Raw genomic sequence first — 17,443 nt, forward strand, 5'->3', positions numbered from 1 at the left:
CGACCGCGGTCCTGTGGGACATCCTGTCGCGGTCGATACAGGCGGGAGTGGATATATGGTGCGGGTTACGGGGTATGTTCTGGCGTTGCTGGCGTTGGGTGTGGGGGTCGTGCCCGCATTGGCCGCCGATCCGGTGACCGCCTACCATCCCGCCCCCGCAGCGATCGCCAGGATCCTCGAAACGCCGCCGACTCCGAGCGTCTGGGTCAGCCCGGATCATCGCACGCTGGCGATCCTGGGCCGCGAGAATTTGCCGACGATCGCCAATCTGTCGAAGCCGATCCTGCGGCTGGCGGGCTACCGGATCGACCCGGCGACCAATGGCCCTGCCGAAGTCCGCGTCCAGTGGCTGAACGCGCTGTCGTTCAAGGACGTGGCGAACGGGCGGACCGTCGCGGTCGCACTGCCGGCGGGAACGCGGTTCGCATCGCCCGACTGGTCGCCCGATGGCCAGCATCTCGCGTTCGTCGTGCAGGAGCCGGCCGGGCTTGCGCTGTGGATGGCCGATCGCTCGGGCAGCGCGCGCATGCTGGCGCGTGGATTGAATGCCGCGTTCGGGTCGTCGTTCGCCTGGACACCCGACAGCAAGGCGATCGTCGCGCGGCTGGTGCTGGCCGACCGGGGCGCGGCGCCTGCCGAAGCCGCCACGCCGTCGGGGCCGGTCGTGCAGGAGAGTTCGGGCCGCACGTCCGCCGCGCGCACCTATGAGGATCTGCTCGCCAATGCGCATGACGAACGGCTGTTCGACTATTATTTCACCGGGCAGATCGCGCGCATCGATCTGGCGAGCGGTGAGACGATGCCCATCGGCCGGCCCGGGCTGTTCACCGGGTTCAGCATATCGCCCGACGGGCGCTATCTGCTGACCGAACGGCTCAAGCGGCCCTATTCCTACCTGCTCCCCGCCAGCTTCTTCCCGACCGAAATCGCGGTCTCGACGATTGACGGCCAGCCGGTGAAGGTCATCGCAGATCGTCCGCTCGCCGACGACCTCCCGGTCGATTTCGACGCGGTGGTGACGGGCCCGCGCGAGGCCGAGTGGCGCAGCGATGCACCCGCCACGCTCGTCTGGGCCGAAGCGCTCGATGGCGGCGCGCCCAAAGCGAAGGTGCCGTTCCATGATCGGCTGGTGATGCAGGCGGCACCGTTCAGCGCCGCGCCGGTCGAACTGGCCAAGACCGTCAGCCGCTATGCGACGACGATGTGGGGCGACGACGGCTTCGCGCTGGTCGTCGACCGCGAATGGAAGACGCGCACCGAGCGCCGCTATGCGGTCGTGCCCGGCCAGCCCGGAGCGGCCAAACTGCTCGCGACGCGCAATTATCAGGACCAGTATGGCGACCCCGGCTTCCCGCTGACCGAGGAGAATGCGGCGGGCAAGCCGGTGATGCGCTTCACGCCCGACCACAAGGCGGTATTCGCGAACGGCGACGGCGCGACCAAGACGGGCGCGTTCCCGTTCCTCGCACGGATGCCGATCGCAGGCGGCGAACAGACACGGCTGTGGACCGCGAAGGCGCCCTATTACGAGACCGTCGTGTCGTTGCTCGACGACACGGGCGCGCGCATCCTGACACGTCGCGAGAGTGCGAAGCTCGCTCCCAACTACATGATCCGCACCGTCCGCGGCGGTACGGCCAAGCCGATCACCGACTTCGCCGATCCCGCCCCGGTGTTCGCGGGCGTCACGCAGCGAACGATCACCTATGCGCGCGCCGATGGCCTGCCGCTGTCGGGCAAACTCTACCTCCCCGCCGGATACGATGTGAAGCGCGACGGGCCGTTGCCGACCCTGTTATGGGCATACCCGTCCGAATATACCGACGCGAAGGTGGCGGGGCAGACCGTCGACCAGGGCAACCGCTTCACCCGGCCGCGCGGGATCAGCCATCTGTTCCTGCTGACGCAGGGCTATGCGGTGCTCGACGATCCGGCGATGCCGATCATCGGCGAGAACGGCGCCGAGCCCAACGACAGCTATGTGAAGCAGTTGCAGGCGGATGCGCAGGCCGCGGTCGATGCGGTGGTGAAGCTAGGCGTGGCGGACCGCGACCGGATCGCGGTCGGCGGGCATAGTTACGGCGCGTTCATGACCGCCAATCTGCTCGCGCATACCGACCTGTTCCGCGCCGGGATCGCGCGGTCGGGCGCGTATAACCGCACGCTGACGCCGTTCGGCTTCCAGGCCGAGCAGCGCACCTATTGGCAGGCAACGCCGACCTATACCGAGATGTCGCCCTTCACCTATGCCGACCGGATCAAGGCGCCGATCCTGTTGATCCACGGCGGCGCGGACGACAATTCGGGCACCTTCCCGATCCAGTCGGAGCGGATGTACGCGGCACTCAAGGGCAACGGCGCGACGGTTCGCTATGTCGTGCTGCCGAACGAGCCGCACGGCTATCGCGCGCTCGAATCCGCCGAGGAGACGCTGTGGCAGATGACCGACTGGCTCGACCGCTACGTGAAGCCCGTGCGCCCGGCGCCGACGAAATAGTCGCAGGCCGAAGGGAGAGCGGAGCCCGCTCTCCCGTTGCGTGGTTCAGGACGTCGCGGGCTCCGGCGCCACCGTCGCGACACGAACCGGCAAACCGTCGATACTCTTCGTACGTCCTGCCCATTTCGCGAGCCGTTCGGTGCCGGCCTGCGCGGCATGATATTTCGACAACGTCTCGCGCTCGCGCTCCAGCGTCATGAACGGGACGCCCCAGCCGCAGCTCGTCTGGACCTCGTCGACGTCGATGACGAAGATCTGCCGCGTGCCGGGCAGCGGCGTGAACCGCGCGTACAGATCGGCCCAGCCCTCATCCTGCGGCAGCACCGCCCGCCCCTTGCCATAGATGCGGAAGATCAGCGCCGGCTGGTCGAACGCGCAGAACATGATCGTGATACGCCCATCCGCCGCCAGATGCGCATTGGTCTCGTTCCCGGAGCCCCCAACGTCGAGATACGCGACCGTCTTCGCATCCAGAACGCGAAAACTGTCCATGCCCTTCGGACTGAGATTGATCCGCGCGCCCTCCGCCGCGGTCGCAACGAAGAATACCGGTTGCCGGGCGACGAATGCGCGATGATCGTCGGTCAACGCAGGAAAAAATTCCATCATTCGGCTCCGAATTGACGCGTGCAAGATCCGCGCATAGGCTTTGCGCATGAAACACGACCCTATCGCCACCGGCAAGCGTAAATCGGTCAATATGTCGGTCGATACCGGCATCGTGGCCGCAGCGAAGGAAGCGGGCGTCAACCTCTCGCGGGTCACCGAGGCCGCGCTGCGTAGCGCGATCAAGATCGAGCGTGAACGGCGGTGGAAGGACGAGAATCGAGAGTGGATCGAGGCGCAAAATCGATGGATCGACGAGAACGGAATACCACTTTCCGGTCTTGAGACGCTCTAAATGGCGCAATTCGACGTCCATTCGATCGACGGCCATGGCCTCGTCGTGAATTGCCAAAGCGATCTTTTGAGCGACTTACGCTCGCGGGTCGTTGCTCCGTTACGCCGGCCGGACGAATCGTCTGTTTCGCAATCCAGGCTCAATCCGCTCGTGAAGGTGGATCGCACGGAATATAGGGTAGCCGTCCACTTTCTACGTGCCGTCGATAGTCGACAATTGGGCGAAAAGATCGGCTCACTTCTCGACTATGAATACGACTTAAAGGCCGCGATCGACATGGTCGTAAGCGGACTTTAAGCCGCCGTCCCGCCGACCGTGAGCCCGTCGACCAGCAACGTCGGTTGCCCGACGCCAGCCGGTACCGACTGCCCGCCCTTGCCGCAGATGCCGATACCTTCGTCGAGCGCGAAGTCGTTGCCGATGCCGCGCACCTTGGTCAGCGAGCTCGGGCCGTCGCCGATCAGCGTCGCGCCCTTGATCGGGGCGCCGAGCTTGCCGTCCTCGATCAAATACGCCTCGGTGCAGCTGAACACGAATTTTCCGGACACGATATCGACCTGCCCGCCGCCGAACGCCTTGGCAAAGATGCCCTTCTTCACACGCGACAGAAGCTCGGCCGGATCGTCGTTGCCGGCCTTCATGAAGGTGTTGGTCATCCGCGGCATCGGTGCGTGCGCGTAGCTCTCGCGACGGCCATTGCCGGTCGCCTCGACGCCCATCAGCCGTGCGTTGAGCCGGTCCTGCATATAGCCCTTGAGGATGCCGTCCTCGATCAGCACGGTCTCGCGCGTCGGCGTGCCCTCGTCGTCGATCGTCAACGACCCGCGACGATCCTGCAAAGACCCGTCATCGACCACGGTCACGCCCTCGGCCGCAACGCGTTCGCCGATGCGGCCGGAGAACGCCGACGTCCCCTTGCGGTTGAAATCGCCTTCGAGCCCGTGACCGATCGCCTCGTGCAACAGAATCCCAGGCCAGCCATTGCCGAGCAGCACGGTCATCTCACCGGCCGGCGCCGCGATCGAGTCGAGGTTCACCAGCGCCTGCGACAACGCCTCGTCGATCGCACGGTTGTAGGTCGCCGGTTCGAACAGGTCGGTGTAGAGATAGCGACCGCCGATCCCATAGCTGCCCGTCTCGCGTCGGCCATTCTGTTCGGCGACGATCGATACGTTCAGGCGCACCAGGGGCCGCACATCCGTCGCGACGAACCCGTCTGCGCGGACGATCTCGACCACCGACCATGTACCCGACAGGCTGACCGACACCTGCGCCACGCGAGGATCGCGGGCGCGGGCGGCGGCGTCGATCGTCTGGCAGAGGTTCACCTTGTCCGCGAACGGCACGAGGTCGAGCGGGTCGGCGGCGGTGTAGCGGCGCTGGTTGGTGCCTTGCGGCGGGCCAGCCTTCGCGGCCACGCCCGGCTCGATCAACGCCATCGTCTCGGCGGCGCGGCGGATCGCGGCGGGGGTCATCTCGTTCGAATGCGCGAACGCGGTCATCTCGCCCGAGACGGCGCGCAGGCCGAAGCCAGAACTCGTATCGTAGGAGGCCGTCTTCAGCCGGCCATCGTCGAACCCGAACGCCTCGGCCTTGCGATATTGCAGATACAACTCACCGTCGTCGGCCTTGCCGAGCGCCTTGGCGGTCAGCGCCTGCGCCTGTTCGGGGTCGAGCGTGTCGCGGTAGAGGAACGAACGGGGGTCTGCTGCTATCGTCATCCGATAGATATAAGGGGCTTAGCGGCCTGCGCCATCCCCGTGATCGCGCAATGTCGCCTGGTCCGCGCCGTCAGCCGCGCCGCCGACTAGGATGAAGCGGCGGTCGCAATAGCCGCAATCGACATAGCCGGTCTCGTCGATCTGCAACCACACGCGTGGGTGGCCGAGCGCCGCACCGCCGGGAATATCGGTGGCGCCATCGCAGGCGACGCGGGCGTGGGTGACGCGGGTGGTTTCGAGCGGCGGATGCATGCGGGGTCGATAGCAAGGGTGCGCGGGCCGGGCAATTGCTTCTTCCTTCTATCAGCGTCGAAGGGAGAGAAGGAAGAATGGGTTCGCGCAGAGGCGCAGAGGACGCAGAGATGTTGCATCCAGCCTGTCGACCGGGAGACACCACTATCTGTTCCGCTGTAGATTATCGAAGGGTCGTTTCGCGACAAGCGCGACACCTCCGCGTCCTCTGCGCCTCTGCGCGAACAAATCTTCTTTGACGCTCCCGAGGGGATGACCAGCCCCGCCCGCCCCGCTATGCCGCTGGCATGACCGAAGCCGCGATCGCCATCAAGAACCTCTGCAAGACCTACGCCCCCGTCGGCACCGCGCCGCCGAAGCGCGCGCTAGACGGGGTGACGTTCGACGTGCCCCGTGGCCAGATCTTCGGCCTGCTCGGCCCCAACGGCGCGGGCAAGTCGACGCTGATCAACATCCTCGCCGGCCTCGTCAACAAGACCGACGGCAACGCCGCGATCTGGGGGTTCGACATCGACGAACACCCGCGCAACGCCAAGGCGTCGATCGGGATCGTCAACCAAGAGATCCTGTTCGATCCCTTCTTCTCGCCATTCGAGACGCTGGAGATCCAGGCCGGCCTGTACGGCGTGCCCAAGGCGAAGCGCCGCACGATGGAACTGCTCCGCGCGGTGCATCTGGAGGACAAGGCGCACGCCTATGCCCGCACGCTGTCGGGCGGCATGAAGCGGCGGTTGATGGTGGCGAAGGCGATGGTCCATTCGCCCCCCGTCCTCGTCCTCGACGAGCCGACCGCGGGCGTCGACATCGAACTGCGCCAGCAGCTCTGGACCTATGTCCGCAGCCTCAACCAGGCCGGCGTCACGGTGGTCCTCACCACCCATTACCTCGAAGAAGCCGAGGAACTCTGCGACCGGATCGCGATCATCAACAACGGCCGGCTCATCGCGAACGAACCCACGCGCGAGCTGGTCGGCAAGGCGCAGGAGAAGATCGTCGCCGTCACCGTCGACCGCGACGTGACCGACATCCCCGCCAACGCCTGCTTCCAGAAGATCGCGCTGATGGGCACCCGCACGCTGGAAATCACCTACAAGAAGGACCGCGTGAACGCCGGCGAAGTCCTCGCCGCGATCCAGTCCGGCGGCTTCGGCATCGTCGACGTCTCTACCAAGGAACCCGATCTCGAGGACGTCTTCCTCAGCCTGACCCGCGCCGCCAACGCATGACGAGCGACATCCTGATCGTCGGCTCGGGCGCCGCAGGTCTCACCGCGGCGCTCAATCTGGCGGACCGCTTCAAGGTCACCGTGTTGGCGAAGGGAGCGCTCAACGAAGGCTCGACCGCCTGGGCGCAGGGCGGGATTGCCGCGGTGCTCGAACCCGGCGACACGTTCGAGAACCATGTCGAGGACACGATGGTCGCCGGCGCCGGCCTCAACGACCGCGCGATCGTCGAGATGGTCGTCGAGGGTGCCCCCGCCGCGATCGAGCGCCTCACGCATCTCGGTGTCCCGTTCGAGACCGAGGGCAACGCACTCCACTTGACGCGCGAAGGCGGCCATTCGCACCGCCGCATCGTCCATGTCGCCGACGCGACCGGATGGGCGGTACAGGAGGCGTTGCAGAAGGCCGCCGAAGCGCATCCGAACATCACGCTCGTCCCAGACCAGATCGCGATCGACCTCGCCACCGGCCGCCATGAGGAACGCTATTCGGGCGCCGGCAACGTCTGGGGCGTCTACGCCGTCGACCGCCACACCGAGCGCGTTTCGCTGTATACGGCGCGCGCGACCATTCTCGCGACCGGCGGCGCAGGGCGAACGTATCTGTTCTCGACCGCGCCACGCGGCGCGACCGGCGACGGTATCGCGATGGCATGGCGCGCAGGCGCCCGCGTCTCCAACATGGAGATGATGCAGTTCCACCCGACCTGCCTCTACAATCTGGAGGTCAAGAATTTCCTGATCACCGAGGCGGTTCGCGGCGAAGGCGGGCGGTTGATCAACCCGTCGACCGGCATGCGCTTCATGTCCGACTACGACGCCGAGCGGATGGAACTCGCGCCCCGCGACGTCGTCGCCCGCGCGATCGATGCGGAGATCAAGCGCGACGGCCTCGACTATGTCCATCTCGACATCAGCCACATGCCGGCCGACTTCATCCGCCACCACTTCCCGAACATCCACGAGAAGCTCCTCGGTCTCGGCATCGACATGACGACCGACCCGATCCCGGTCGTTCCCGCCCAGCATTATACCTGCGGCGGCATCGTCATCGACGAACACGGCAAGACCGACCTGCCGGGCCTGTACGCGGCCGGCGAATGCACCGAATCCGGTCTCCACGGCGCCAACCGCCTCGCCTCCAACTCGCTGCTCGAATGCTTCGTGTTCGGCGAGGCGGCGGCGGACAATATTGCGGCGAACTGGGACAGCCTGCCCCCGCCCCCGCCGATCCGCCCCTGGGACGAAAGCCGCGTTACCGATTCCGACGAAGAGGTCGTGATCAAGCAGACCTGGACCGAAATCCGCCGCTTCATGTGGAATTACGTTGGTATCGTCCGCACCACCAAACGGCTCGAACGCGCCAAGCACCGCATCGAATTGCTCAACAACGAAGTCGCTGAATATTACCAGCACTTCCGCGTCACCCCCGACCTGATCGAACTGCGCAACCTGCTCCAGACCGCCGAACTGATCGTGCGCTCGGCGCTGCACCGGCACGAGAGCAGAGGTCTGCATTACACGCTCGATTATCCCGCCATGCTGCCGGACGCAGTCGATACGGTTCTCGTTCCCTGAGCCGGCCGCTGTTCGGCGCATCCTGCGCGCGTTTCGTCGCAGCGATGCACCGTCATGGTTTCGCAGGGCGAATCAACGGATAAGGGTCGGGTCTTCAGTGCAGGACGTTCAGACCATCATGACCTCGGCGAGTGCGTTCAAGCGGCTTCTGGCAACCACGCTGTTCGGGTTGGCCCTGGCCGGATGCGGATCGGCATCGCGGCCGAGCCCGCCGGCCGTCTCGCCGGTGCATGAGGCGCAGAGTTTCGTCTCGATCCCGGTGCCCCCGCCGCTGCCCCGCGCACTGCGCCCCGCGCCGGCCAGTCTGGTCAACGCGATCTCCGAATTGCAGAGCGGTTTCCAGGGCAAGGCCGGCATTGCGGTCCGTGCGGTCGACGATGGCTGGACGGTGGAGGCCGGCGGGCGCCAGTTGCTGCCGCAACAGTCGGTCAGCAAGCTGTGGGTCGCCCTGACCGTGATGGACCTGCGCGATCAGGGCAAGCTGCGCCTCGACGAGCCGATCGTCGTCCGCCCGCAGGACCTGACGCTGTTCCACCAGCCGATCGCCATGCTGGTGAAAGGCGACGGCTATCACACCACGATCAACGACCTGCTCACGCGCGCGCTGACGCATAGCGACAATACCGCGAACGACCGGCTGCTGACGCGCGTCGGCGGGCCGTCCGCGGTGCGATCGATGATCGAGCGCAAACAGCTCGGCGCGATCCATTTCGGGCCCGGCGAGCGCATGCTGCAGAGCGGCACCGCGGGCCTGACCTGGCAGCCGTCCTATGCAGTCAATGGCGGCTTCCTGACGGCGCGGAACAAGCTGTCCCCTGCCGTGCGCGAGGCTGCGCTCAATGCGTATGTGCGCAATCCGCCCGACGGTGCGGCGCCGATCGCGATCGCCGATGCGATCGCCCGGCTGGCAAAGGGGGACCTGCTGTCGGAAACGTCGACCAAGATCCTGCTCGACACGATGGGCCGCTCGGTCACCGGCCGCGCCCGCCTGCGCGCCGCACTCCCCGGCGGTTGGGAGATCGCGCACAAGACCGGCACCGGCCAGGACCTCGGCCGCCGCAACGCCGGCTTCAACGACGTCGGCCTGCTGACCGCCCCGGATGGGCGCCGCTATGCGATCGCGGTGATGATCGGGGACACGATCCGGCCGATGCCCGAGCGGCAGCGGTTGATCCAGGCCGCCGCCGCGGCGGTCGCCAACTACGCGGGCAGCACGCGGCCGATGAACTGAAAGTAGCGGTTCGGGGGTAGGCTACCCCAGCGTCCGTCACCCCGGACTGGTTCCGGGGTCCACCGTTCCGCGAACTCACGTCTATCGAGCGTGCGGAGCGGTGGATGCCGGAACGAGCCCGGCATGACGGGGTAGGCTCAGTCGAACCCGTTGGCCAGAAACCGCTCCGCCACCGCGCAGTGCATTGCGATGCCGTGCGCCATCACGCGTTCGTCGATCGTCATCTTCGTGTTGTGGAGCGGCGGATTGGTGCGCGGGTCGCTACCCTCGGGCGCCGCGCCGATAAAGGCCATCGCGCCGGGCAGCTTCTGGAGCACGTACGAGAAGTCCTCCGCGCCCATCATCGGCGGCATCACCTGATAGGCGCCTTCGCCCCCGATCGCGGTCGCGCACGCCTTCATCAGGTCGGTGGCGCGCTCGTCGTTGACGGTGACCGGATAGCCCTCCTCGATCGTCGGCGTACCGACTGCGCCGTGCGCGGCGGCGATACCCTCGACCATGCGGATGAACGCCGCGCGGACCTGTTCTCGCGTTCGTTCCGAGAGCGTGCGCATCGTGCCGAGCATCTCGACGATCGACGGGATGACGTTGTGCGCGCTGCCGGCGTTGAGCTTGGTGATCGAGAGGACGGCGGGGTCGGTGACCGCCACCTGACGCGCAACATAGGTCTGCAAGGCGGTGACGATCTCGCAGGCGATCGGCAGCGGATCGAGGCAGTCGTGCGGCATCGCCGCATGGCCACCACGCCCGGTGATCGTCGCACGCAGCGTATCGGTCGAGGCCATCAGCGTACCCGCCCGGCTAACGACATGGCCCATCGGCATGTTGGGCGAGATGTGGAGCGCGAAGCCGGCTTCCGGGAGCGGCGAGTCGAGCAGGCCATCGGCGATCATGTGGCGAGCACCGTGATGCCCCTCCTCGCCGGGCTGGAACATGAAGACGACCGTGCCGGGAAGGTCTTCGCGACGCGCGCACAGTGCCTTTGCCGCGCCAACGAGCATCGCGGTGTGCGAATCGTGACCGCAGGCGTGCATCGCGCCGTCGATCTTGGAGGCAAACGGCAGGCCGGTTTCCTCCTGCATCGGCAGCGCGTCCATGTCGCCGCGGAGCAGCACCGTGCGGCCGTTACCACCGGCGGTGCCGCCGCGCCCGCCGCGGAGGATCGCGACGAAGCCGGTGGTCGAGGTGCCTTCACGAATTTCGAGCGGGAGACCGGCGAGGGCTGCCTTCACCTTGTCCGAGGTGCGGGGGCAGTGGAGGCCGACTTCAGGATCGGCATGGATCGCGCGGCGGAGTTGAATCGCCTCGTCGAGGCTGTCTTCGCCGATGGTGGTCCAGTCGGTGGGCGCCCAGTCGGTGGTGGATTCGAAATCGAGGGACATGTCTGACTCCTTGAAAACTGGCTTCCACCCCGGCGGAGGCCGGGGCCCAATTGGGAAGGTCGATGTAACGGAGCGCCGTCCGACGTTACCTCCGTCCCCCAATTGGGCCCCGGCCTCCGCCGGGGTGGTGTTTGGTTGGGGTGGCTGCCCGCCCCAGATCATGCAGGCAGTCTACCCCCTGAAGAGGCCGCCTAACACCCCGCGCAGGACGGTGCCTACCAAGCCACCGCTCGACGACGAGCGGCGAGACTTGGTGCCGAAGACCTGCTTGCCCAACTCGTTCGCCACCTGCCGACCGATCGAGGAACTGGCAGCGCGGGTCGCGGAGGTGGCCATCTTGGCCCAGGGCGAGTTGGCCGCCTCGCGGTCAGCTTCGCGTTGCTGGCGGTCCGCCTCGCGCTGGTCCGCAACACGGGCGCGTTCCGCTTCTTTCGCGGCCCTGGCATCGAGCTTCGCTTGCGCCGCAGCAGCCTTCTCCGCCTCGGTCGTCGCCTTCGCCTCAGCCGCCGCAGCGCTCGCCTCCTGCGTCTTCGCGGCGAGCAATTCCTCCGCCGACTCGCGGTCGACCAGCGTATCGTATTTCGCGCCAACCGCGTCGGTCTCGGTCATCACCTTCCGCTCGGCAGGCGTGATCGGCCCCACGCGCGAGGCGGGCGGCTTGATCAGCGTGCGCTCGACCGGCGTCGGCGCACCGTCCGCCTGGAGCAGCGACACCAGTGCTTCGCCGACTTTCAGCTCGGTGATGATCGTCGCGACGTCGACGCCGGGGTTCGCCCGGAACGTCTCCGCCGCCGACCGCACCGCCGCCTGATCGCGCGGCGTGAACGCGCGGAGCGCGTGCTGAACGCGGTTGCCGAGCTGGCCCGCCACCGTGTCGGGGATGTCGATCGGGTTCTGCGTGATGAAATACACGCCCACCCCCTTCGAGCGGATCAGGCGGACGACCTGTTCGATCTTCTCCAGCAGCGCCTTCGGGGCTTCGTCGAACAGCAGATGCGCCTCGTCGAAGAAGAAACACAGCACCGGCTTGTCGGGATCGCCGACCTCGGGAAGGTGCTCGAACAGCTCGCTCATCAGCCACAGCAGGAACGTCGCATAGAGCTTCGGAGAGGCCATCAGCTTGTCGGCGGCGAGGATGTTGACGATCCCCCGCCCCTTATCGTCGACGCCGATGAAATCGTTCATCTCCAGCGCAGGCTCGCCAAAGAAATTCTCCGCACCCTGCGTGCGCAGCTGGAGCAGCGAGCGCTGGATCGCGCCGATCGACTGCTTCGAGACGTTACCGTACGTGACCGTCAGCTCATCGGCACGGCCGGCGCATTCGGTCAGCATCGCCTGGAGATCGTCGAGGTCGATCAGCAGCAGCCCCTCCTTGTCGGCGACGTGGAAGGCGATCGTCAGCACCCCCTCCTGCACCTCGTTCAGGTCCATCAGCCGCGACAGCAGCAGCGGGCCCATCTCGCTGATCGTGGTGCGGATCGGATGCCCCTGCTCGCCGAACAGGTCCCAGAACTGCACCGGGTTGTCGGCATAGGCCCAGCCATCGTCGCCGATCGCCTTGGCGCGCTCGGCAAAGCTCGCATGCGTCTTCGCGGTCGGCGAGCCGGCCATCGCAAGGCCCGACAGGTCGCCCTTCACGTCGGCGACGAAGCACGGCACGCCGTTCGCGGAAAAGCCCTCGATGATCCCTTGCAACGTCACAGTCTTGCCCGTGCCGGTCGCACCCGCGATCAGGCCGTGGCGATTGGCGCGCTTCAATTCGAGCGTCTGCGGCTTGCCGTCCACGCTCGCGCCGATGAAGATGCCGTCGGTCATGGGTCTCGTCCTCTGTATCCGGCGCCGACCCTAACCCCGCGCGCCGCAAAGAAAAAGGACCGCCGCTCGGGGGAGCGACGGTCCTTTCCGATCAGTCGTGTCGGTCGTGGATTACTTGATCTTGACCGGCAGGAACTGCGCCGGCCCACGGCCACGCTTGACCTGCAATAGGACCTGCGGTCGGCCCGCAGCCTTGGCGACGTTGACCGCGTTCTGGACGTCGACCGCGGTACGGACGGGCGTGCCGTTGACCGAGATGATGACGTCGCCGCGCTTGAGCTTGCCGTACGCATCGCTGGTCTGCGCGACCACGGCGATCACGACGCCCTGCGTGCTCGCCTCGACCCCGACCGCCTGCGCGATCGCGGGGGTCAGCGGCTGTACGCCGATGCCGAGCGCTGCGCCGGCCGTTGGTGCCGCGGTCGTGCCGGCATCGTCGCCGTCATCGCTGTCGTCGCCACCAAAGCCCTGTGCGTCACCGCCCAGCGTCGCGGCCAGCTTGTCCGCGCTCGGACGCGGCACGACGACCACGTTGGCCGTCGTCGGCTTGCCGTTGCGCAGGATGTCGAGACGTGCGGTCTGGCCGGGCTTCACGTTCGAGACGAGGTACGACAGCGACTGGTCAACCGTCACAGGCTGGCCGTTCACCTTGGTCACGACGTCGCCTGCGCGCACGCCGGCCTTTGCCGCCGGGCCGCCTGCGGTGACGTCGTTGATCAGTTCGCCCTGGTTCTTGGCGATGCCGAGCGCCGCGGCAGTATCCTCGTTGATCGTGCCGCCCGGCTGCAGCTGGACGCCGATATAGCCGCGCTCGATCGTGCCGCCCTTCATGAACGTCGCGATGATCGGCTTGGCGACGGCGGCGGGGATCGCGAAGCCGATGCCGATATTGCCGCCCGACTGGCTGAAGATCTGCGAGTTCACGCCGATCACGTTGCCGTTGAGATCGAACATCGGGCCGCCCGAGTTGCCCTGGTTGATCGACGCGTCGGTCTGGATGAAGCGGTCATACGCGCCGCCCTGGCCGGTGACGCGGTTGATCGCCGAGACGATGCCCGCGGTCACGGTGCCGCCGAGACCGAACGGCTCGCCGATCGCGACGACCCAGTCGCCGACGCGCGCGCCGTTCGAGTCGCCGAACTTCACGAACGGCAGGTTGGCCGCATCGATCTTGAGCAGCGCGAGATCCGATTCCTGATCCTTGCCGATGACCTTGGCGACATATTCCTTCTTGTCGCTCAGCGTCACGGTGATCGAGTCGACCGTCGCGCCCTGCGCACCCGGCGAGATCACGTGGTTGTTGGTGACGACATAGCCGTCGGGCGAGATCAGGAAGCCCGAACCGAGCGAGGCGCCTTCGCGCTTCACCGGGGGCGCGCCCGGCGCGCCGCCCATGCCGCCGAACAGGTCGCCGAACGGCGTGCCCGCGAACGGATTGGCCTGCTGCTTCTGGACGATCGTCTGCTTGGTCGAGATGTTGACGACCGCGGGCTGGAGCCGCGCGACCATGTCAGCGAAGCTCATCGGCGCGCCGGGTTTCGGCGAGACCGCCTGGATCGCACCGGGTTCGTTCTGCGCGACCTGTGCGCCGCTCGGCTGGAGCGCGAGCGTCGCGGTCGCGCCGCCGAGGAGAAGAGCACTGGTAATGGCGTAGGCGTAACGCACTAGATGTTGTCCTCTCGTTTCATCAATCGAAACAGGGTGCGGTTAGGCACACCGTCCTGAACAATGCTTGAATATGAACGCGGGGCGAAAGGTTCCGCGGGCTTAACGCCCGCGGCCCTCGAATTCCCGCAAATAGCTGTTGTTCGGCGAAAGAATGATCGACGTCGATCCTTCGGGTGCAGGCCCGCCATCCGCGCCGAACGTGTGACGATACGACTGCATCGCGCGGTAGAAGTCGTAGAAATCGGCGTCCTTGCCAAAGCTCTCGGCATAGATCTTCGCCGAATCCGCATCGGCCTGCGCACGCACGATCTGCGCCTGCTTCTGGCCTTCGGCGCGGATCGTGATCGCCTCCTGCTGGCGCGCGCTCGACATACGCTTGAGCGCGCTTTCGAGCGGCAGGCCGACCGGCAGGTTCGCCTGCTTGATACGGACGTCGACGATCTCGACGCCGTACTGGCTGGCGACGCGCTGGAGGCCCTTCTGGATATTGTCCATCAGCTCGGACCGCTCGGGGCTCAGCAGTTCGACGAACCGCCGCTTGCCGAGTTCGTTGCGCAGCGCCGAGCCCAGGATGGGGCGAAGCTGATCGGGAATCCGGTCCTCGCTGCCGACCGCATTCCGCATCTTGCGCGGATCGACGATCCGGTAGCGGGCGTACGCATCGACCTCGAGGCGAAGCTGGTCGGTCGACAGCACCAGCGTGTTGTCGAGTTCGAGATCCTGCACGCGCTTGTCGATCCAGACGATCCGGTCGACGAACGGGATGCGCGCGATCAGGCCCGCGCCGGTCTGGCCGAACGGCGTGTTGGGCGTCCAGGCGTTGACCGTGCGGATCGGCTGGCCGAAGCGCAGGATCACTGCCTGCTTGGTCTCGGGCACGATCGCGAAAGTCGATGCGGCGAGGATCACCAGCAGCAGCGCGACGATGCCCGCGACGATCGGATTGCGGAAACTCACGGCGTTCACTGGGCAGCTCCAGGCTGGGGGGCAGCCGCCGCCGCGGCCGGCGCTGGCGTCGACTGGACAGCCTCTGGGTTCGGCAAACGCTTGGCGTTAGACAGCGGCAGGTATGGCACCACCCCGCCCGGCGTCTCGACGATCGTCTTGTCGCTCTTGGCGAGCACCGCCTCCATCGTCTCGTAATACATCCGTCGCCGCGTCACTTCGGGCGCAAGCTTGTACTGCTCATACACCTTGTCGAACGACGCGGCCTCGCCCTGCGCACGCGCCACGACCTGCTGCGCATAGGAGCGCGACTGGTTGAGGTTGGCGATCGCCTCCTGCTGCGCGGCGGTGACCGCGTTGAAGTCCTCGACGATCCGTGCGGGCGCAGCGGCCTGCTTGATCGCGACGCCCTGGATACGGACGCCCGACTTATAGTCGTTGAGGATCTGCTGCGTCAGTTCGGCGACACGCTGTTCGATCACCGTGCGGCCGGTACCGATCGCCTGGTCGAGCGTGGTCGTCGCGACCACCGCGCGCATCGCGCTCTCGGCGGCGGCGCGGACCGTGTCGTTAGGCTCGGCAAGCTGGAACACGTAATCGCGCGGGTCGGCGATGTCCCAGCGGACCGAATACGCCAGGTCGATGATGTTCTGGTCACCGGTTAGCGTGAGATTCTCGCCGTCGCCGACGGGGAAGTTGTCGGTGCGGATCTTCTGCACGTCGACCACCGTCACGTCGGCGATCGGTGCGGGCATCGTCAGGCGAACGCCCGGATCGAGCGTGCCGGCGTATTTACCGAAATAGGTGACGACGCCGCGCTGCTGCGGCCCGATCTGGTGGATCGACGTGAAGAGGATCCAGACGACCAGAATGATCGCGACGCCGATCGCCCAGAGCGCGCGGGCATTGGCACCCGACGGCAGGCCGCCGAAACCGCCATTGCCGCCGCCGCCACCGCCCGATCCTCGGGCTTTGCGCAGGAACTCGTCGAGCGCGGTCGGTTTGGCCGTCGTCTTGCGGCCACCCGGAGGTTGCGCCCAAGGGTTGCGAGGGCCGCTGTTACCGTCGTCGCCCGAGCCGCCCCAAGGGCCTTTCGGTGTTTCGGTGGCGAGGATATCGGGGCGCCGGAACCAGCGCGAGAAGATCGTCATACCAACCTTTATAGGTAAGCGCTGGCGGAAAAACAGTGCCAAGCGCCCTTGGCGGCCCTATCTGGCCCGCATGATCGATATCGAAGGCGTAAAGGCGGCGGTTGCCGCAGTGGCGGGCAAGCGGGCGACCGTCCGGATGGAAGGGACGCGGGCGGGCATCATCATCGACGCGACCGGGCTCGACCCGCAGGCGCGCGATGCTCTGGAGGCGACCGTGCGAATGGCCGCGACGCAGCCCGGTGTGTCCGAAGTACGGATCGCGGTGACCGCGGAACGCTCGACGCGCCGGCTGATCGCGGTCGCCAGCGGCAAGGGCGGCGTCGGCAAATCGACGCTCGCCGCCAACTTGGCCATCGCGATGTCGCGCGCCGGTCGTCGTGTCGGGCTGGTCGACGCCGATATCTATGGTCCGTCCCAACCTCGCCTGATGAATGTCGAGGGCACGCGCCCGACTGCGAAGGACAAGGTGCTCGACCCGGTGCCGACCCCGTACGGCGTGCCGTTGCTGTCGATGGGCCAGCTCGTCGAGCCGGGCAAGGCGATCGCGTGGCGTGGGCCGATGGCGGCGGGTGCGCTCGGCCAGCTGGTCGAGGCGGACTGGGGAGCGACCGATACGCTCGTGCTCGACCTCCCGCCCGGTACTGGCGACGTCCAGCTGACGATGGTCCAGAAATACCGGCCCGCGGGCGCGGTGATCGTCTCGACCCCGCAGGATCTCGCGCTGATCGATGCACGCCGCGCGATCGACCTGTTCGAGAAAGCGGGCATACCGATCATTGGGCTGGTCGAGAACATGGCCGGCTATATCTGCCCGCATTGCGGCGAGGCGTCCGACCCGTTCGGCAATGGCGGCGCGGAAGCGGCGGCACGCGAACTCGGCATCCCGTTCCTCGGCCGCGTGCCGCTGACGATCTCGATCCGCACCGCGTCTGACGCGGGCACGCCGCCGGCATCTGCCCCCGACGATACGGTATTCATGCCGATTGCGGCTCAGGTCGTCGCATGGCTCGGAAAACTGTGAAACTCGCGGGCCTGATCCACGTTATATGATTACCGGTCGTACCGAGTGGCCTTCTGCCA

At 66.7% G+C, this 17,443-nt stretch carries 15 protein-coding genes; 7 read left to right on the forward strand and 8 right to left on the reverse strand.

Annotated features, from left to right (window positions below; translation table 11 throughout):
• The first annotated feature begins 55 nt into the window (after nt 1–55).
• On the forward strand, nt 56–2,497 hold the full coding sequence (locus VH567_RS04590; protein ID WP_423323541.1) for a prolyl oligopeptidase family serine peptidase: 2,442 nt from the start codon (nt 56–58) through the stop codon (nt 2,495–2,497).
• A gap of 45 nt (nt 2,498–2,542) precedes the next feature.
• Here VH567_RS04590 and VH567_RS04595 read toward each other — a convergent pair whose 3' ends face one another.
• A complete protein-coding gene (locus VH567_RS04595) occupies nt 2,543–3,106 on the reverse strand; it encodes a pyridoxamine 5'-phosphate oxidase family protein (RefSeq protein ID WP_423323543.1) in 564 nt (187 codons plus the stop codon).
• 46 nt (nt 3,107–3,152) lie between these two features.
• On the opposite strand from VH567_RS04595, the gene VH567_RS04600 reads away from it, so the two are divergent.
• A complete protein-coding gene (locus tag VH567_RS04600) occupies nt 3,153–3,398 on the forward strand; it encodes a type II toxin-antitoxin system CcdA family antitoxin (RefSeq protein WP_423323545.1) in 246 nt (81 codons plus the stop codon).
• Nucleotides 3,399–3,695, forward strand: a complete 297-nt coding sequence (locus VH567_RS04605) for a CcdB family protein (RefSeq protein WP_423323547.1) — start codon at nt 3,399–3,401, stop codon at nt 3,693–3,695. It begins immediately after the preceding gene.
• Here VH567_RS04605 and tldD read toward each other — a convergent pair.
• Together tldD and VH567_RS04615 are read right to left on the reverse strand one after the other, a co-directional pair.
• The gene (gene tldD, locus VH567_RS04610; protein ID WP_133019330.1) at nt 3,692–5,119 is read right to left on the reverse strand and encodes a metalloprotease TldD; all 1,428 of its coding nucleotides are present in this window, start codon (nt 5,117–5,119) and stop codon (nt 3,692–3,694) included. The two genes, VH567_RS04605 and tldD, sit on opposite strands and share 4 nt — an antisense overlap.
• Before the next feature lie 18 nt (nt 5,120–5,137).
• Nucleotides 5,138–5,371, reverse strand: coding sequence for a zinc-finger domain-containing protein (locus tag VH567_RS04615; protein ID WP_093398825.1), 234 nt, complete (start codon nt 5,369–5,371; stop codon nt 5,138–5,140).
• Between the two features lie 287 nt (nt 5,372–5,658).
• On the opposite strand from VH567_RS04615, the gene VH567_RS04620 reads away from it, so the two are divergent.
• From VH567_RS04620 to VH567_RS04630, 3 genes are all read left to right on the forward strand, one after another.
• Entirely contained in the window at nt 5,659–6,597 is a 939-nt protein-coding gene (locus VH567_RS04620) for an ABC transporter ATP-binding protein (RefSeq protein ID WP_423323550.1), read from the forward strand.
• Nucleotides 6,594–8,171, forward strand: coding sequence for an L-aspartate oxidase (gene nadB, locus VH567_RS04625; RefSeq protein WP_423323552.1), 1,578 nt, complete (start codon nt 6,594–6,596; stop codon nt 8,169–8,171). Before VH567_RS04620 ends, nadB begins: the two co-directional genes overlap by 4 nt.
• 118 nt (nt 8,172–8,289) lie before the next feature.
• Nucleotides 8,290–9,402, forward strand: coding sequence for a serine hydrolase (locus tag VH567_RS04630; RefSeq protein ID WP_423323554.1), 1,113 nt, complete (start codon nt 8,290–8,292; stop codon nt 9,400–9,402).
• A gap of 137 nt (nt 9,403–9,539) precedes the next feature.
• Here VH567_RS04630 and VH567_RS04635 read toward each other — a convergent pair whose 3' ends face one another.
• The 5 genes from VH567_RS04635 to hflK all read right to left on the reverse strand — a co-directional run bounded on the left by VH567_RS04635 (nt 9,540) and on the right by hflK (nt 16,363).
• Nucleotides 9,540–10,784 (reverse strand): M20 metallopeptidase family protein, encoded by a 1,245-nt coding sequence (locus VH567_RS04635; RefSeq protein WP_423323557.1) that lies wholly within the window; start codon nt 10,782–10,784, stop codon nt 9,540–9,542.
• Between the two features lie 171 nt (nt 10,785–10,955).
• The gene (locus tag VH567_RS04640; RefSeq protein WP_423323559.1) at nt 10,956–12,599 is read right to left on the reverse strand and encodes a helicase HerA-like domain-containing protein; all 1,644 of its coding nucleotides are present in this window, start codon (nt 12,597–12,599) and stop codon (nt 10,956–10,958) included.
• Nucleotides 12,600–12,710: 111 nt separating this feature from the next.
• Complete coding sequence (locus tag VH567_RS04645; protein WP_423323561.1) at nt 12,711–14,264, reverse strand: Do family serine endopeptidase; 1,554 nt, start codon at nt 14,262–14,264, stop codon at nt 12,711–12,713.
• A 102-nt stretch (nt 14,265–14,366) separates the two neighbouring features.
• Nucleotides 14,367–15,233 carry a protease modulator HflC gene (gene hflC, locus VH567_RS04650; protein ID WP_423323563.1) on the reverse strand — a complete coding sequence of 289 codons (867 nt, stop codon included), beginning with the start codon at nt 15,231–15,233 and terminating at the stop codon, nt 14,367–14,369.
• Complete coding sequence (gene hflK, locus VH567_RS04655; RefSeq protein WP_423323566.1) at nt 15,230–16,363, reverse strand: protease modulator HflK; 1,134 nt, start codon at nt 16,361–16,363, stop codon at nt 15,230–15,232. Before hflK ends, hflC begins: the two co-directional genes overlap by 4 nt.
• Before the next feature lie 70 nt (nt 16,364–16,433).
• Between hflK and VH567_RS04660 the strand changes: the two genes are divergently transcribed.
• On the forward strand, nt 16,434–17,384 hold the full coding sequence (locus VH567_RS04660) for an Mrp/NBP35 family ATP-binding protein (protein ID WP_423323568.1): 951 nt from the start codon (nt 16,434–16,436) through the stop codon (nt 17,382–17,384).
• The last annotated feature ends 59 nt before the right edge of the window (nt 17,385–17,443 follow it).

Source organism: Sphingomonas sp. 4RDLI-65, from assembly GCF_049472435.1.
Taxonomy (GTDB): domain Bacteria; phylum Pseudomonadota; class Alphaproteobacteria; order Sphingomonadales; family Sphingomonadaceae; genus Sphingomonas.

What these genes read in the sequence shown, in the direction of transcription:
- VH567_RS04590 (WP_423323541.1), top strand. Translation starts at nt 56, where the DNA reads ATGGTGCGGGTTACGGGGTATGTTCTGGCGTTGCTGGCGTTGGGTGTG.
- VH567_RS04595 (WP_423323543.1), bottom strand. Translation starts at nt 3,106, where the DNA reads ATGATGGAATTTTTTCCTGCGTTGACCGACGATCATCGCGCATTCGTC.
- VH567_RS04600 (WP_423323545.1), top strand. Translation starts at nt 3,153, where the DNA reads ATGAAACACGACCCTATCGCCACCGGCAAGCGTAAATCGGTCAATATG.
- VH567_RS04605 (WP_423323547.1), top strand. Translation starts at nt 3,399, where the DNA reads ATGGCGCAATTCGACGTCCATTCGATCGACGGCCATGGCCTCGTCGTG.
- tldD (WP_133019330.1), bottom strand. Translation starts at nt 5,119, where the DNA reads ATGACGATAGCAGCAGACCCCCGTTCGTTCCTCTACCGCGACACGCTC.
- VH567_RS04615 (WP_093398825.1), bottom strand. Translation starts at nt 5,371, where the DNA reads ATGCATCCGCCGCTCGAAACCACCCGCGTCACCCACGCCCGCGTCGCC.
- VH567_RS04620 (WP_423323550.1), top strand. Translation starts at nt 5,659, where the DNA reads ATGACCGAAGCCGCGATCGCCATCAAGAACCTCTGCAAGACCTACGCC.
- nadB (WP_423323552.1), top strand. Translation starts at nt 6,594, where the DNA reads ATGACGAGCGACATCCTGATCGTCGGCTCGGGCGCCGCAGGTCTCACC.
- VH567_RS04630 (WP_423323554.1), top strand. Translation starts at nt 8,290, where the DNA reads ATGACCTCGGCGAGTGCGTTCAAGCGGCTTCTGGCAACCACGCTGTTC.
- VH567_RS04635 (WP_423323557.1), bottom strand. Translation starts at nt 10,784, where the DNA reads ATGTCCCTCGATTTCGAATCCACCACCGACTGGGCGCCCACCGACTGG.
- VH567_RS04640 (WP_423323559.1), bottom strand. Translation starts at nt 12,599, where the DNA reads ATGACCGACGGCATCTTCATCGGCGCGAGCGTGGACGGCAAGCCGCAG.
- hflK (WP_423323566.1), bottom strand. Translation starts at nt 16,363, where the DNA reads ATGACGATCTTCTCGCGCTGGTTCCGGCGCCCCGATATCCTCGCCACC.
- VH567_RS04660 (WP_423323568.1), top strand. Translation starts at nt 16,434, where the DNA reads ATGATCGATATCGAAGGCGTAAAGGCGGCGGTTGCCGCAGTGGCGGGC.